Raw genomic sequence first — 17,574 nt, forward strand, 5'->3', positions numbered from 1 at the left:
AAAAATACCGTATCGCATAGTTATGGCTATCAAAAGAACAAACTCCACCACAGTACGTAAAAAATCGAACAGCAGAAAATCACCAGTTAAAAATTGGTGGCAGAATACTGTCAAATGGACTTTAAGAATCATTTTAGGATTTTTCGCGCTCACTATATTTTGGGTTATTGCTCTTCGATTTATAAATCCACCAGTGACTTATTTGATGATCAAACGCGGATTTGAATGGAAAGCTGCTGGCAAAGGATTCAAAATTGAAAAGGATTGGCTGGATTATGAAGAATTGTCAACGAATCTCAAAAAGGCTGCTATTGCGGGAGAAGATGCACATTTTATGACGCATAATGGATTTGACACGAAAGCCATCATGGAAGCATTTGAAAAAAATCAAGATGGCAAGCCACTGCGAGGTGGTTCTACCATATCACAACAAACAGCTAAAAATGTATTTTTATGGCCCGAAAGATCTTGGGTACGCAAAGGTTTGGAAACCTATTTCACTGCATTGATTGAAATTTTTTGGTCTAAAAAAAGAATATTAGAAGTATATCTGAATGTTATCGAGATGGGGCAAGGTGTTTATGGAGCAGAAGCGGCAGCACAATATTATTTTAATAAATCTGGCAAAAGCTTATCCAAAAAGGAAGCGGCATTGATAATAGCTATTCTTCCAAATCCACGCAAATGGGATGCACGTAGACCTTCTCGCTATGTTAACTCTCGTGCGAATAGCATCGTGAGATATTTAAATCATTATTCGGTACCGGAGTAAAAAAAAAAGGGAGCTTTTTAGACTCCCTCTTTATACTTTATAAAATCTCTATTTCATTAACTTACATTTTTCTTAAACTTCCATAATAGAAATTTGTAGGTTTATCAACTTCTATTAATCCCCCAATATTACTCACCGATGGGTCATTACTTTGTATATAACTCAATTTAAATTTTTTACTTGTACTACCAGGAGTTATAAAAAAGTCTCGAATTGGAGCGAGCTGAGTAGCACGCGCTGAGAAATTAGAATCGTAAATTGGATTCGACAATACTATTTCCCCCTCTTCACTCATTTTGTAATCATATGTTGCGAGTCCAGTAGCATAAGTTGTTCCATTTGGCTTCACTTGATTTTGAATACCAACCTCCGCTTTTGTTGCGCTTGTTAATTTAAAATAACATTGAAGAATATGACGAGCAGGATTCATAGCATCAAATAATCCCAACGATCTTTCATATGTTGCATTGAAATCGCTTATGATTCCAAGAGGTAGCACACGATTAATATGAATCGCATTATAGGTTTTATTGTATGCAAATAGTGTTTCTATAGGAAGGATTGGTTGCGTGTGTTGACTAATTTTGAATTTTTCATTATTAATATTATAAACGTAAAAGTCCTGTCCCTCTAGTACTCCTTTGATAAAAACTTGATCTCCAACTGTGATGGGTACATTAAAATTCACCCCCCCCAATTCATAGTTAAATTTCCCTGTAACACTTACAACCGAACCATCAGTGTGTACGTATTGAAATACCACACCTTTAGTAGTAGTCAATACAAATTCCATTAAATTACTTACTCCACTAACATTCAAATAATTGTTTTGATGACTTGAAAAGTAATTATTAACAGAATTCACAGAGTTCGTATAGCCGCCTTCTAAATATTGCTTTTGCTCTGCCTCAGATAATTTTACCAATGTTAGATGATTAGAATATCGCTTTCCTTTTAAAACTATAGAATTATCTTCTATGGATACTAACTCAAATTCAACGTCACTTTGTAACCCATTACCAGAACTTCCTCCGTTTACTGATGGTGTAGGGTCCTGCAGCAAAGTGATATAATTGTATGTATCAAATATTAATGCAGCATTCATCGTCCACGTCACTCTATATGTTGATTTTTTTAGAGTATTTGATGCAGCTGTGGAAAAATCAGAAAGCATCTCTATAGTTTGATCTTCTTTGAAATTCATATAGAAACCATATCCTCCAGATGAATTTGTATTGAGCGATGCCTTCCATCCATATGGTGATGAAAGCAGCTCTGATTGTAATGCTGTTAACAGTTCGCCAACCTTTTGTTCGGGTGATTTATCAAATATATATTCTATTTCACTTTTATTACAGCTAGTAAATGCTAGTATAAAAAGCAAAAATATCCATAACTTTTTCATACAATTCAATATTTTAATTTAATACAATAGGACCATAGAAATAATTGGAAGCATCATCCTTTAATTGAAATCCAGCAAATTTTCTTAGATTGGCCAATCCAGCACTAACTGGCAACCAATCAGATACAAATTCATTTGCAGTAAAATAATCAATTAGTGGCTGCCACCCTTGAATTACAGCACGACCGTTATTATATTGTGTCTGATCGATACTATTAGGAACATAAGTAAAACGTATATTTCCATCATTTTGGTAAATGATGGTAAAATCATAATTACCTTGCAAATCAGAAGTTCCAGTAGCTGATCTATAAAAAACCTGCAAGATCATCTTATTTGCACTTTCAAATTGTATGGCAAATCTTTCAGGATATCGACCTGCTGAACCGTTGATGTTTTGTGCTAGCTTAGTTACGACATCATTCCAGACAGTTCTAAAATTTTGTGATTCACCAAACTGTATATAATGTGATCCAGTCTTTAAATCAACGGTTATTGTCTTTAGAAAACCATTTTTAAGCTGATGTAACACTGTTTCGGTAGGATCATTATAATTTTTATTTAAAGCTAAATACATCTCATATTGCAACTCTCTAAAGTCAATATTAAAAAATTGTTTAAAATAATCGACTACTATAGCCTCTTTACGCTTTAATTTTACTTTACCCTCCTCAGTGGATGAATTTGCATATCTATCATAATAAAGCTGTCCTTCCACCAGTAAATGTGCAATGGTTTCAGCAAAATCTTCAGAGAATTCGGCTCTCGCGTACGGGGAAATAAAACCTAAATTTTTTGCTTCATCTGCAGATTTACCTGTCCAATCAGATGTATAATCTCCGGGCGTAACCAATTCAAAAGAAGGAGGAATAACAAATAACTGATTCAAGATGTGCGCAAACTCATGATGTATTGTACGTAATCTTCTTTTAATATTTAAATGATCACCTTCATTTAACGTATTTAAATTATACAATACTATTCTTCTACCAGCGTCAGCTGTACCTAAAGTTTCTGTTCCATTCGAATTATAGACTGTAGATCCAAAAAATACAAATTGTTTCGGAGCATATTTACGGATGAAGGTTTTTCCTGCAACTTTTTCATACACTTTCAAAAAACCATCTAAAACCATTTCTGCGGTTGGCTGTACACGATCTACATTAGGAGGCGAAACATTTTTTGCGATATCACTCATCGACCTGTTAAATCGATAAACAATCTCAATATTATAAGGCTTAGTTAGGGTTTCATCTATCCAATGATCCAATTCCCCTCTGACAAAATTATCAGGATTATAATTTGATAAATCTACGTCTAGATTACTAGAACTTCTTGTACAAGAAGATACTATTCCTATTAATATTATTAATATAATGTGAAATGATATATTTTTCATACTTCTATTATCTAGGATTTAATTCAATATTTGACAACTTTACTTCATTTGGTAGTTGAAACATTCTTCTATTATCATCTGGACCTAAAGTTTCAAAAGTTTCGGTTCCATCGAAATCAATAAAATTGTGTACTACAGGTATACGATGTCTTAAAATATCTAACCACCTCATACCTTCGGTAATAAATGCCAATTGTTTAAACTGAAGAATAGTTTCAATTAGTGCCTTTTCACCATCATCCTCTGGCAAATTAAAATATGCTTTTGCTTTATCTATTGTCACACGATGATTGTTTGCGTTATAATTTTCAATTCTAACTGAAGCAAACTGATTGATATCTTGTAGAGCTTGAACAAAATTTTTCTTTCTGACATAAGCCTCAGCTCTATTAATTAATGCTTCATCAGCAGTAAATAGAGGCACCATGATATATGGCTGTCCTGTATTAGAAGCTGGGTTAGTAACATACCAATATTCATTGAATTTTCTCGTCCAATAATGATTACTACTAGAGTATGACGACCCATTCCATCTAAATGGAACTCCTGCCACTGTATTTCTACCAAAAAGATTTAAATAAGTTGTTCTTCCTAAACCAAATCTACTATAGTATCCTGTACCTTGCCTTTGATATATTGAATAGGTATGGGCTAATAATAAGTTATAATTCTTATCGGCTTTAGTATATTCAGTTTGTCTTATTTCTGATGCTTGATCTTTTAATGTAGTTGCTTCAGGTCTCAAATTACCAGTAAAATCTCCATTTTGAAATACTTCATTTGCATGACTTATAACTTTGTCCCAATCACCCTTGAATAGATAAAAACGAGCAGCAAAAGCATTAGCAGATGAGTATGTAAAATGATATTTAGGGACTGACCATTTTCCTCCATTTAACAATTTAATGCCATCTTCTAAATCTTTTTGAATTTGATCATATACCGACTGTACTGTTCCACGACTATATGTTTTTATCGCAATCTTTTCTGGCTCATTTACATACGGTATCCCGGGACTATCATTCTGCCCGCCGACAACATATGCCTTTGCAAAAAAAGTAACTAACATAAAATGTGAATAAGCTCTTGCAATTAAAGCTTCTCCTTTATATGGTAATACTGAGTTATTAAAATTACCTTTTTCAATTGCCTCAAGTGCTTGATTAGCTGCTGCAATTGCGGTATAACACCCATTCCAGTATTGCGTAGGTGTATTATTACCATTACCTGGAACATCTTCCCATTGATAAAGAGCAACATAAGGCTCTAATAAAGGTGCTCCAATAGATGGTCCTTTATCATTTACATTATCTGAATAGGCTTCAGCCATCGCCTGATTTCCATACATTGGATATGCAGATGCTACTAATTTTGCTACTTTCTCTACAGTATTAATCTCTGTACGCATATCTGGAGCTTGATCCAAATATTTCTCACAGGATGAAAAAAATATAGAAATCGTTATTAATATATATATATACGTTCTCATTATAATCAATTTAAAAACCTAACTTAAGTGAAAAAGTGTATTGCTTTGGAATTGGCATCGCTACACCGCCATTATTAAAAAACTCAGGATCTGCACCATTAAGCTTTCTATCAGAATAAAGTAAAGCAATATTATTACCTACAAGAGAAATCTGGGCTGAATTAAAATGAAGTTTACTTAAAAATTTAGCTGGAATTATATAAGATAGAGAAACTTGCTTCAATCGAATGAAATCTCCATTAGCGACACGTTCTGTGGAATAATTATAGTTGTTGTACGTATAAATTGCATCAACTGGAGTCCTACCATCCGAACGCAACACGAGACTATTTCTTACATATGGGTCGAGCAAAGAAGGGATATTTGTGAAAGATTCATCACCAGGAGTTAACCATCTATTTACCATATCTTTCGATATAGTTTGTAAGTCAGTATATTGCACATTGTAATCCGGCTGAAGTCTTATAAAATTTCCTTTTGAAAATGTTAACAAGCCAGATAAGGAGATATTTTTATAAGAGAATTGATTAAAGAAACCGCCAGAAAGTGTCGGGTCAACAGGTCCATGATATTTCAAATATTGAATATTCTCACTTCGTGTATCGACATATGTATCCTTAACTCCCTCTAATCCTATAAATGTTGGATAGCCATACTGAGGATTTAGACCATCAAATTGAATAGAAAATAGTCCTCTTTGCGAATATCCATTTACAGCAGCTCCTTCAGCACGCACTAAAGTCCATATATTCTGATTAACATCTAATCTTGTAATCTTGTTCGTATTGTGAGCAAAATTCAATTGTGTCCTCCATCTAAATCCATCTTCAATTTTAATTGGATTACCAGCCACCGTTACCTCCACACCATTAGACTCCATATCGGCATAATTTGTGAGTTTTGTATATTGACCTCCGATGCCTGAAGTTCTGATTAAGCCAATTAAATCAAAATTTTTGCGCTTATACCAATCAACTGTAACATCAATTTTATTATTAAATAGTGATAAATCAGACCCTATATTCAATTCATACAATTTCTCCCAAGTCAATTCTGAATTTTCCAAACTGCTTATTGCAACAAGAGATTCTTTTTCATCTTCATAAGGTCTACGAGCAACTTGATTGTAGAATATGGCAGTGGAATTTCTTGCAGCACCAAGACTTGCAACAAGACCGTACGTAGCACGAATGCTTGCGCCAGAAATAACATTATTATCTTTAAAAAACTTTTCTTGATCTATATTCCATTTTCCTGAAATATTCCATGTGGGTAACCATCTCGCTACTTTCGATTCGCCCAATAAATTCGATCCATCATAACGCGTTGTAAAATTTACAGCATATCTGTCTTTATAAGCGTACGCCCCTCTTAACATACCTGCAACAAAACGCTCATAATCATATCCCATACCAAAATATGGATCTCCACCCTCAATCATTTTCTTGAAATAACGATAATTAGGATTAACTAATCCACCATTTTCAAATTGATATCCGACCCCATCATAATCCGAATTTTGTCTATCGGTTTGTCTTATTTCAAAAGACCCAAAGACATCCATAATATGAGAATCATTGATTTTTTTATTGTAATTCAGGTTATTTCTGAAATAAAAGTTCTTCAAATTATTCAGGGTAGTATTGAAAAATCCTCCATCAGGAATTAATACAATTGGAGGGTAATTAGGGTTATCAGGATCCTTATACAAGAATCTATTTTGATCAGCAATCGTATGATCTTGATTTGCTTGGTAAGATTTTATTACGTTTGAATTTTCTTTTATAAAATGTTGTCTTTCCGTACGTGCGTTACGATAAGCACCATCTACCGAATACATTAATTGGGGAGTTATCTGATATTTGATACCGGCTTGCAACTTCACATCAATCATACCCAATGTCAAATAATTATTGTCTAATTCATTCAATATATTAAATGACCCATAATTTCTGACGAAATACTCTAAATCACCATTTTCATCATACGGTGTTATTAAACGACTGGTATTTAAAGCATAAGAATAAGGGTTTATATCAAAATCTCGTGAATATGAACCATACACAGGATCAGACATTCGAGTCATCGTCCCTGGCGCCTTTTGGTCGCGAATGGAGGTATTAACTAAAAATTCAGCTGTTAATTTATCATTCAATTTTACAGTATTTCGTAAATTTCCAGTATATCGTCTTACATTATCTCCCATAGTCTGACCTGAATCATGTGTAAAACTCGATGAGAAATATGTCTGTGATCGACTAGTACCTGAACTTACACTCAAGGAATGCTCCTGCAACAGAGAATTTTTGAACAGAATATCAAACCAATCTGTATTAGCTTGCGCATAACGAGTTAAAAATTTAAGTTGGTCATCTAATGTATTATTTAAAGCATAAGTTTCCGTCACTTCGTCATACTCATACATTTTGTTATACATTTTATAAAATATACCACCTGTAGATGCCCTAGAAGCAGAGCTATGATTAAAGTACCCTTTATTTTTTAATTCAATCATAATTGACATTTGCTCCGCAGAATTCATGATATCAAACTGATCATAGTTTGGTTTCAAATAAGAGGTTAATGTATTTGAATAATTGAATAACGGCTTCCCATCAGTATTTCGACCTTTTTTTGTAGTAATAACAATCACGCCATTCATCGCTCGTGCACCATACATAGCTGTAGCAGCGGCGTCCTTCAAAATAGTAAATGATTCTATATCGTCAGGATTGATACCTGCTACTGATGATCCGATTAAGGTATTTGCATCGCCTGTTGATAGCGCTTCATTAGAAATATTAACATTATCTTCTAATATAATACCATCAACAACCCAAAGAGGCTTATTATCTCCAGATAAAGAAGTGGCTCCTCGAACACGAATTTTCGGTGCTGCGCCAAATGTACCTGATACGTTTTGTACAGACACACCAGCGACTTGACCTTCAAGCATTCTTGAAACATCAGGTATGCCTGGGCGCTCTGCATCTTTAGCACTGACTTTAGCTGCAGCACCAGTAAATAATTTACGATCTATATTCTGGTATCCTGTGGCTACTACTTGTACTTCTTCTATACTTGACTCTACAGTAGAAAGAGTTATTTTAATATTATTTAAGTTAGTAATACTTAATCGTGTTGATTTGTAACCTAAATATCTTGCCTCAATTGTATTTCCTACATTAGCTGGGATTTGGAATTTACCATCTTTATCAGTCATGCTAGATGTAGATGTTCCTACCACAGTAATAGATACGCTAGCCAACGAATTTCCTTGATCATCTACGACAATGCCCGAAGCTCTTGTTTGCAAATTTTTCGTGGATGTATTTGGGTTTGCTATTACGCTTACTAATATTGTATTTGATACTAGTTTATACTCGAAAAGATCCTTAGAAAGGAGCTTGGATAGAACTGTTTCTAAAGACTCATCTTTAACATGTAGAGATATTTTGGATACTTTGTTAAGTACTTCATCATTATACAAAAACTTATAATGGCTTTGCGATGCAATAGTTTTAAATACATCTTCCAATTTCGCATTATTTACATTAAACGAAATGGTTTGAGCAGATGTATTTGCGGAAACAAATTGTAAACTAGCCAAGAAAATGAAAATAAAAACTTTCATATACAGCAAGGTTTGTTTGAGAATAAAGGACTTCTCCTTCGTCTCCTTTAAGAAATTGTTAATCATACATTTGTTAAGGTTTAACATTAAAATTTAGTTAGTAAATCATTTTTACAGGAATTTTGGCGCATTCCTCAGTTCAATTTTTAGGTAAGGTTTTTATTCATAAATTCAATAGGTTTTTAAAGTAAATAATATCAGTTAGAGGTATTAATTTCATTTTTTCCATAGCATAAGACCTGTTGCGAGATCTTAAAAAAGAATTTAATAAGCAGTATTAATTTATAAATCAACACTTTAGATTAGCATATTTTCATTACATTTGTTTTGGTTTTTGCATTAAAAACTAGTTAGTAAATCAATTTTAACAGGAATGTTGGCGCATTCCTGTTATTTATTTTCTACATTTAAATTTTCTCCTTCAATACTCACATGAAGACCTGAAATAAATTCTAACATTTTTTTAACTTCTTTCAAAGGAACGTCTCTTCTCATTTCTCCAGAATATGTATTTTTATTTTTAGATACATCTGCATCAACATGTACTTTCACTCCATACCAATCTTCTATCTGATTTGCAATCCGATTTATTGAATAATTATTGAAATAAAACACGTTATTTTTCCATGCCAAATCAGCATTCAAATTCGCTCGAGTCACTACAAACTCATTATTTCTCCATAATCCGCTAGTATTTGGTTCTAAGATTTGTTCTATTTGCTCTTTCACTAATTTAACTTTGCCCTCTACTAGAGTTGTTTTGAAAGATTTGGCAGAAGAAATTACATTAAACTTAGTACCTAAAACTTCTACTAATCCATTCTGAGTTTCTACAAGAAACTTGCTGTTCTTATATTTTGCTACTTCCAGATAAATTTCTCCCGTTAGTAATTTTATCTTACGATCAGCATTTGATTTAGTAGGAATTTGAAGTCTTGAATTTGCATTTACCCATATTTTGGATCCATCAAACATAGCAAACTGAATAATCTTAGCTTTAGGAACTATTAATTCATAAAACGACTCCTCGTCATCATAATCTTTATCTTCAACAATATTTTCTTCATCAAAGGCAATTGATCCATCCTCGTTTAATACAAAGGAATGATCAAGTGTAACCTGTTCGCCGTTTGATTTAACGAGTATAGCCCCTGTAGTTGCTGGTAATATTTCTCCAGAAACATTTCGCAAAACTTTCCCTTCAGCAAGTGAACTTAATTCAGGTTCTGACAGCGTATTATACTTAAAATAGTATAAAAACGAAACACTAAAAAGTACAATAACGACCGATGCTGCAAGTAAAAATCTCATATAATTAATTTGAAATATATTAGATTTACCTTTTTCAATATGATAGGCTATATTTTCCCAAGCTGCTTGTTTATTAAATGAATTGTATATTATCAAATCTCCTTCAAGAGTGTTAGAATTCATTAAATCATCTAAAACTTGTTGATTTTCTTTAGATTCTGATAACCAGGAATGCAATATTTTTAACTCAGAATCACTGCATTCGTTATTTAAATATTTAGCTAATATTTTAGACAGGTTAGTTTCTTCTTGGTTCATATATAAATAAGAAACCTAACACAATAAAAGGGGTGACAAAAAAAATTATTTTAGTAAAAAAAGAAACACCAAGAAATATTCTGGATTTAATTTCGATTGAATGTATTTAAGACCACGAAGTTTTTGAGTCTTTATCGTATTAATACTAATGTTTAATTTTGATGCGATTTCTTTAGATGATAATCCATCAAGATAGTATAGCCTAAAAATTTGTTGACAGGCACTAGGAAGGTTAGAGATTAATTTATTCACCTCGGCAATGGCCTCCGTTTTAATCATTGCATTATCAAAATCCAAATAAACAATATCTTCAAAAGGCGTTAGTTCGTGATATTTTGATTCTACTTTTGCACGTCTATGCCAATTCAATATGCTATTCTTCACAGAAGTATACAGAAATGATTTGTAGACATTTTCATTTGGAGTGATTGTATCAAATTTGGTAAACAAGGTCAAAAAAGCTTCTTGTACAAAATCTTCAGCCATTATGTGATCGCCTAAAAGCGTATAAGCAAAGAAGCAAAGATTTTGGTAATGCTTATCGAATTCTTGTTTAACAGATTTGGCTGTAGACATCGATAGATTTATTTTTAATATTTACACAAACATAACGATTTATTAAAATATAACACACACAGACTTAGGAATTTCTATCATTTTGTAGTTTTCTTTAGAAAAATTTTTTCCTACATCTAAAATAGCAATATCATTTGAATTTTGGTTAGATATAAGCATTTTATTTTCATTTGGGGAAAAATTTAAGTTTCTAGGAGAATTTCCGTGTACGGAAGAATATTTTTCAAATTTTAGAAGATTATTCTCTTCGACTTTAAACTTGAAAATAAAGTTTGCTGAACCTCTATTGGTAGCATAAATGTATTTCCCATTACTACTAATTTTTATATCTGCTCCTCCATGTTCACCCTCAAACGCTTTAGGAAACATTGGAACTATTTGCTTAGAAATCCAATTAGAATTTGAAAATTGAAACACCTCAATTTCACCAGTTAATTCCAACACACTGTATATAGTATTTTCATCCTTTGAGAATGTCAAATGTCTTGGTCCACCACCAAGCTTAGTCTTAATCTCACTTATTTTCTTAAGTGAATACTTGCCATCTACATGCTCAATTCCAAAAACATATATCAAATCTGCACCAAGATCGGACACAAAAACTTGCGATCCGTTCTTCGTAAAAAATGCAGAATGCACATGTGATTGCTTTTGACGCTCTTTATTGATACTCGAACCTTTGAATTCTACCAAATCTTCCATCTGCTTGATACTTCCATTTGCATTCAGCGAGAGTAATGCTAACGAACCACTTGAATAATTTGACACAACTGCTAACGGTTTATCTGGACTTAAAGATACATGACAAGGATGCATACCAGCAGTTGAGGCTTGATTCAAGATAGTATCATTTTTCAAGTCGTAAGCTGTTAACATGCCATTTGTATCTTCATTTACTGCATATAGTATATCGCCATTTCTTGCAAGAAAGGATGGATTACTCATGGCAATAGTTTTTACAAACTTGGCATTACCAGATTTTTCTTCGAAATCATATACGTATACCCCCTTACTCTCACTTCCACTGGTATAAGTTCCTACATACATTTTGTACGTTTGTGCATTTAACGTATTCATATCAATTAAAACAGTTAATACACACAAAAGGATTAAGAGTGGCGCAGAACTTTTCATAGACTCGTTAAATTTCGTTAAATAGATTATTAGCTTAATTCAAAACAGTATATTCGCAGGTATTGATATATTAAGCTTAATATATAAGTAAGATAGTATTATTCATTTGAATAAATAATGCTTTTATAAATTATTCTAATATTTTTGTACCATAAATTTTGACAAACAATTTAATGAAAAAACTTTTTGGAATACTTTTTATTCTAACGGTATATTTAAATACTTTATCGGCACAAGAAAAATTAGTAGATCGCATAATTGCCACAGTAGGTAATGCAAGTATCTTGCAATCCGATTTAGAAATGGAATACACACAATTTTTGGCACAGGGCAACAAACCTGATGACAAAGTAAAGTGTTATATTCTGCAACAATTACTGACACAAAAACTTTTGGCTCAACAAGCTGTAATTGACTCTATTGAAGTTTCAGAAACGGAAGTGGACGATCAGTTGAATATGCGTATAAGATCTATGGTACAACGTGCAGGTGGAAAAGAACGCTTAGAAGAATTTTTAAACCGTTCTATTCTCCAGCATAAAGAAGAGATGCGTCCTGCTGTTGCTGAACAGTTAAAAGGAAACAAAATGCAAGGTCAGATCGTCTCAAAAATAGATGTAACACCAGAAGAGGTTAAGAGATATTTCAATGGTTTAAATACTGACAGTCTTCCTTATTTCAATACGGAGATTGAGTACGCACAATTGGTAATTGATCCTGTTTTGACCAAAGAAGAAAAAGATCAATTTAGAAAGAAAGCTGAAGGTTACCGTCAACAAGTATTGAATGGATCTGACTTCGGAACGATTGCAAGACTATATTCTGAAGACGGCTCAGCACCATATGGTGGAGAATTAGGCTTTAATACCCGTGAAAATTGGGTGAAAGAATTTTCTGCAAATGCATTTAGATTGAAAAAGGGTGAAATTTCTCCAGTGTTTGAAACACAATTTGGTTTTCACTTTTTACAAGTGTTAGAGCGTAGAGGTGAAGAGGTAAACGTGAGACACATATTGATCAAAAAACAAGCTACCATAGAATCCCTAAATCGTGCTAAAGTAAAAATAGATAGTATAGCTAATTTAATTGCTACTAAAAAATTGAGTTTTAATCAGGCTGCTTCCATCTATTCTGATGATCAAAATACAAAATATGCAGGAGGTATAGTATCTAATATGGAGGACCGTTCCACATTAATCCCTGTAGATCAATTGGACGATGTCGAAGTATTTAATGCCATTGACCCATTGAAAGAAGGTGAAATATCGAAACCAATTGTTTATACAGATAAAAGATTAGGCGAAAAATCATACCGTATTTATTACTTACGTTCGAGAATCCCTCCACATAAAGCGAATATGGAACAAGATTTTGCCAAAATCAAAGAAGCTGCAAGACAAGATAAAGTAAACCGAACGCTGAGCGAGTGGTTTGAAACACGAAGAGAAACAACTTATATAGACGTGAATCCAGAATTCATGTCATGTGAAGAGTTAAAAATTTGGACAAAACCGACTAAAGAATTAGCGAGTAAATAACAAAAAAAGATGAGGCTTGAATATATTTTCAAGCCTCATCTTTTTTATATATCAAAAAATATCAACGTTCAAACATCATTTCAAGAATCACTCGCCATTGGAAATCATCTTTCAATTGCCAAACACGAATGTAGTTAAATTTGACTGCTTTATCCTTCGTGTGTATTGTCGCAGTTCCTTGTGAATACGCATACTCACCGCTATACGCACGACCAACTTTTAAAGGCTCAGTTACGATGTCTATACGCTGCTTTTTGATGAAGTTAACGACATTAGTCTTACCTTCAATTTCGTTTTGCCACGGATAATAAAAGCGAACCTCATCCGCCATAAATTCTTTATATGCAGCCTCAGTATCACGTTTTGATATAGTTGAAAACAATTGATCTGTTGATGATATAATATCTTCTCGTTGTTTTAATCGAACTTGTGAACGATGCTTCAAATACCAAGAATCATCAGGCTCTTGATAGGTTAAATCTTTAGCTTTCTGTTTTCCGTAATTCTCTACTTCTGCGCGAAGATCAACTTTCCACACGCCTTTCTTATCACGTTTCCAAATCGTTAAATACTGACCATAACGTTTAATAGCGCCAACTTTTTGGAATTCTAAATTTCCAGAAGTCACACCAAATTCCAAACTTTTGGAAACCAAAGCAAAATTTGGCTCCCAACTCAATACATCAGGTATATTGGGTCTATTATTTAAATAATTAAAAGCATTGACCTCCGAAGGCACATAAAAAGATGAAGTCTTATCAATAATAGATGAAAACGCAGCATGAGGCCCTTCGGCTTTTGCTATAATAGCAGCATTGCGATCCGCTGTGATTAATCCACCTACTTTTTCAGGCAGCTGAGCAAATAATACTTGGCCAGGAATCAAAGCACATGCAAAAGATACGGTTTTAAGAATTGTAGAATACTTCATCAAAAATCATTTGCAATCTCCTAATCAAATCTTATTCCAAAGTGTGCCGTCTTTGCTATCTTTTAATTGAATACCAATAGCATTTAGTTCATTACGAATTTTATCCGAGGTAGCGTAATCTTTATTTGTCTTGGCTTCATTGCGTAATGAGATAACTAATTCCATCAACTTGTCGACACTTTCATTATCAGCACCCAATTGATCGTCCTTTAATCCCATAATATCGAAAACGAAATCATTTAATAATGATTTGATTTTCATTAAAGTCGCTTCATCTACTTGCTGCTTTCCATCGTAGATCGAATTAATCAAACGTACCAATTCAAATAATTCTGCAATTAATACAGGTGAATTAAAATCATCATCCATTGCTGCATAACAGCGCGCTGTCAAAGCATCCAAATCCACATCAATATTGGACTTAGATGAAGGAACAATCTTCTCTAATAACGCAATAGCATTCATCAGACGTTTGTATCCCTTCTCCGCTGCATCTAAAGCATCATTAGAAAAATCCAATGTACTTCTGTAATGCGCCTGCAACATAAAGAAACGCACCGCCATCGGCGAATAACCCTTATTCAATAATGGATGATTCCCCGTGAACAATTCACCTGGCAAGAAACCATTGCCTGCAGACTTGGACATACGCGCACCATTTACAGTTAGCATATTCGTATGCATCCAGTATTTTGAAGGCGTGGTATGATTACAAGCTTGCGATTGTGCTATTTCATTCGTGTGGTGCGTAGCAGCCAAATCCATTCCACCACCGTGGATATCAAATTGGTCACCCAAATATTTGCGACTCATCGCCGAACATTCGATATGCCAGCCTGGAAATCCTACACTCCAAGGAGCTGGCCAACGCATAATATGCTCTGGCTTTGCTTTAATCCACAGTGCAAAGTCTAATCGACCTCTCTTCTCATCCTGACCACCTAATTCTCTTGTATTATTTAATAAATCTTCAAGATTGCGATTGGTCAAAATTGTATAATTGTGTTCTTTGGTGTATTTGTCAACATCAAAATAAACCGTACCGTTTACCTCATAAGCATAACCATTTGCAATGATTTGCTTCACCATTTCGATTTGCTCGGAAATATGGCCCGTGGCAGTAGGTTCAATGCTTGGCGGCAAAGTGTTGAACAAGCGTAACATATCATGGAAACCAATCGTATATTTCTGCACGATTTCCATTGGCTCCAACTGTTCTAATTTCGCCTTTTTAGCGAATTTGTCATCGCCTTCATCATTATCACCTTCCAAGTGACCTGCGTCCGTAATATTACGAACGTAGCGCACTTTATACCCCAAATGAAGTAAGTATCGGAATATTAAATCAAATGAAACGAAAGTTCTACAATTTCCTAAATGTACATCACTATAAACAGTAGGACCACATACATACATCCCTACAAGATTTGGATGTATCGGCTCAAACTTTTCTTTTTTACGTGTTAATGTATTATAAAGTACCAGATTGTGTTGCATATAGAACTCTAGCTTGCTTGATTTATTAAATTATTTTTGTCTGAAATATACTTGAATAGGAACACCCGTGAAATCAAAATTCTCACGTAATTTGTTCTCTACATAACGTTTGTACGGATCTTTGATATACTGTGGCAAATTACAGAAGAAAGCAAACATTGGTGCTTTTCCTGGCAATTGCGTGGCATATTTCACTTTAATGTATTTTCCTTTGATTGCTGGCGGCGGGTAATTTTCAATTACACCTAGCATAACCTCATTTAATTTCGAAGTAGGAATTTTTTTCGTTTTGTTTTTATGTACTTCCATCGCAACTTCCACTACTTTGAAAATACGTTGTTTCTCTGTCACTGACGTGAAAATAATGGGCACATCCGTGAAAGGCGCAATTTTTTCTCTGATACGCGCTTCGAATTCTTTCATTGTTTTGTGGTCTTTCTCAATGGTATCCCATTTGTTGATCACAATTACAATTCCTTTTTTATTTTTCTCCGCCAAATGGAAGATATTGATATCTTGTGCTTCGATACCGTCATTCGCATCCAACATCAACACTACCACATCCGAATCCTCTAATGCACGAATTGTACGCATCACCGAGTAAAACTCTATATCTTCGTTTACTTTACTTTTACGACGAAGACCTGCAGTATCCACCAGCAAGAATTCGTGACCAAACTGATTGTAATGTATTTTGATGGTATCACGTGTCGTACCTGCGATATCCGTTACAATATTACGATCTGTACCTAATAAAGCATTCGTTAATGAAGATTTACCTACATTCGGACGACCCACAATTGTTACTTTTGGCAAATAATCTTCTCCTTCCTCTTCTTCTGGCTCCGGGAAATGTGATACTACCGCATCCAATAATTCTCCTGTACCCGAACCTGTCGCTGAAGATACATTGTATACTTCTCCTAATCCAAACGCATAAAACTCGGAAGAATCATGGTGCAATTTAGCATGATCTACTTTGTTGGCAACTACATATACCGGCTTTGGCGTACGACGCAGTAAATCTGCAATCTCGTCATCCAAATCTGTAATACCAGTTTTCACGTCCACCATAAAGATGATTACAGACGCTTCTTCAATAGCGATATGTACTTGATCACGGATTGCTTCTTCGAAGATGTCGTCCGAACCATGTACAAAACCACCCGTATCTATTACGGTAAATTTCTTACCAATCCACTCGGCTACCTCGTAATGACGATCTCGTGTCACACCACTAAAATCATCAACGATTGCCTTTCTACTTTCCGTAAGGCGGTTAAATAAAGTCGATTTTCCCACATTCGGGCGACCTACAATTGCAACAATGTTTGCCATATTTTTCTAAATAAATTAATCTCGCGCGTTACCATCCCGGCAACTCATTTCAAAATGAAATATAAGGCACAAAGTTACATAAAATAGATTGTATTATTTTCAGGGAATTGACAATCGGATAGGAGGAACGGGATTAATTCCCGTTCCGACCTTCCACAGCACCGTACGTACCGTTCGGTATACGGCGCTTCCCTAAGTTGTAACACAAACTCGCTTGTATTCTGCTAGTAAAGACGGGTATCCCAGGTGTTTAAGATAATCGTTGGAAAGAGTGGTTGACAGTATCCAACTT

At 34.2% G+C, this 17,574-nt stretch carries 12 protein-coding genes; 2 read left to right on the forward strand and 10 right to left on the reverse strand.

The genetic code is table 11. The features are described 5' to 3' along the window. The first annotated feature begins 22 nt into the window (after positions 1-22). Complete coding sequence (mtgA, locus tag GOQ16_RS07040) at positions 23-772, forward strand: monofunctional biosynthetic peptidoglycan transglycosylase (RefSeq protein WP_160068638.1); 750 nt, start codon at positions 23-25, stop codon at positions 770-772. Between the two features lie 61 nt (positions 773-833). Here the strand turns inward: mtgA and GOQ16_RS07045 are convergent, their stop codons facing one another. The 7 genes from GOQ16_RS07045 to GOQ16_RS07075 form a co-directional block, all read right to left on the reverse strand. After that, positions 834-2,177: a DUF4302 domain-containing protein gene (locus GOQ16_RS07045; RefSeq protein WP_160068639.1), complete on the reverse strand. Its 1,344-nt coding sequence runs from the start codon at positions 2,175-2,177 to the stop codon at positions 834-836. A gap of 13 nt (positions 2,178-2,190) precedes the next feature. Further along, positions 2,191-3,576, reverse strand: coding sequence for a substrate import-associated zinc metallohydrolase lipoprotein (locus GOQ16_RS07050; protein WP_160068640.1), 1,386 nt, complete (start codon positions 3,574-3,576; stop codon positions 2,191-2,193). A gap of 7 nt (positions 3,577-3,583) precedes the next feature. Beyond that, entirely contained in the window at positions 3,584-5,065 is a 1,482-nt protein-coding gene (locus tag GOQ16_RS07055; protein WP_160068641.1) for a RagB/SusD family nutrient uptake outer membrane protein, read from the reverse strand. 10 nt (positions 5,066-5,075) lie between these two features. Further along, positions 5,076-8,699, reverse strand: coding sequence for a SusC/RagA family TonB-linked outer membrane protein (locus tag GOQ16_RS07060; protein ID WP_160068642.1), 3,624 nt, complete (start codon positions 8,697-8,699; stop codon positions 5,076-5,078). A 390-nt stretch (positions 8,700-9,089) separates the two neighbouring features. Continuing rightward, a complete protein-coding gene (locus GOQ16_RS07065) occupies positions 9,090-10,268 on the reverse strand; it encodes a FecR family protein (RefSeq protein ID WP_160068643.1) in 1,179 nt (392 codons plus the stop codon). Between the two features lie 45 nt (positions 10,269-10,313). Then, entirely contained in the window at positions 10,314-10,844 is a 531-nt protein-coding gene (locus tag GOQ16_RS07070; protein WP_160068644.1) for an RNA polymerase sigma factor, read from the reverse strand. Positions 10,845-10,886: 42 nt separating this feature from the next. Then, a complete protein-coding gene (locus tag GOQ16_RS07075) occupies positions 10,887-11,921 on the reverse strand; it encodes a lactonase family protein (RefSeq protein WP_160068645.1) in 1,035 nt (344 codons plus the stop codon). A gap of 230 nt (positions 11,922-12,151) precedes the next feature. On the opposite strand from GOQ16_RS07075, the gene GOQ16_RS07080 reads away from it, so the two are divergent. Further along, complete coding sequence (locus GOQ16_RS07080; RefSeq protein WP_160068646.1) at positions 12,152-13,516, forward strand: peptidylprolyl isomerase; 1,365 nt, start codon at positions 12,152-12,154, stop codon at positions 13,514-13,516. A gap of 61 nt (positions 13,517-13,577) precedes the next feature. Here GOQ16_RS07080 and GOQ16_RS07085 read toward each other — a convergent pair whose 3' ends face one another. From GOQ16_RS07085 to der, 3 genes are read right to left on the reverse strand one after another with little or no spacing between them, the layout of a single operon-like run. Beyond that, on the reverse strand, positions 13,578-14,447 hold the full coding sequence (locus GOQ16_RS07085) for a DUF4440 domain-containing protein (protein ID WP_149913275.1): 870 nt from the start codon (positions 14,445-14,447) through the stop codon (positions 13,578-13,580). 24 nt (positions 14,448-14,471) lie between these two features. Further along, positions 14,472-15,944: a cysteine--tRNA ligase gene (gene cysS / locus GOQ16_RS07090; RefSeq protein WP_160068647.1), complete on the reverse strand. Its 1,473-nt coding sequence runs from the start codon at positions 15,942-15,944 to the stop codon at positions 14,472-14,474. 30 nt (positions 15,945-15,974) lie between these two features. Beyond that, the gene (gene der / locus GOQ16_RS07095; RefSeq protein WP_160068648.1) at positions 15,975-17,282 is read right to left on the reverse strand and encodes a ribosome biogenesis GTPase Der; all 1,308 of its coding nucleotides are present in this window, start codon (positions 17,280-17,282) and stop codon (positions 15,975-15,977) included. Between the last annotated feature and the right edge of the window lie 292 nt (positions 17,283-17,574).

Source organism: Sphingobacterium bovisgrunnientis (assembly GCF_009829085.1).
GTDB lineage: Bacteria > Bacteroidota > Bacteroidia > Sphingobacteriales > Sphingobacteriaceae > Sphingobacterium > Sphingobacterium bovisgrunnientis.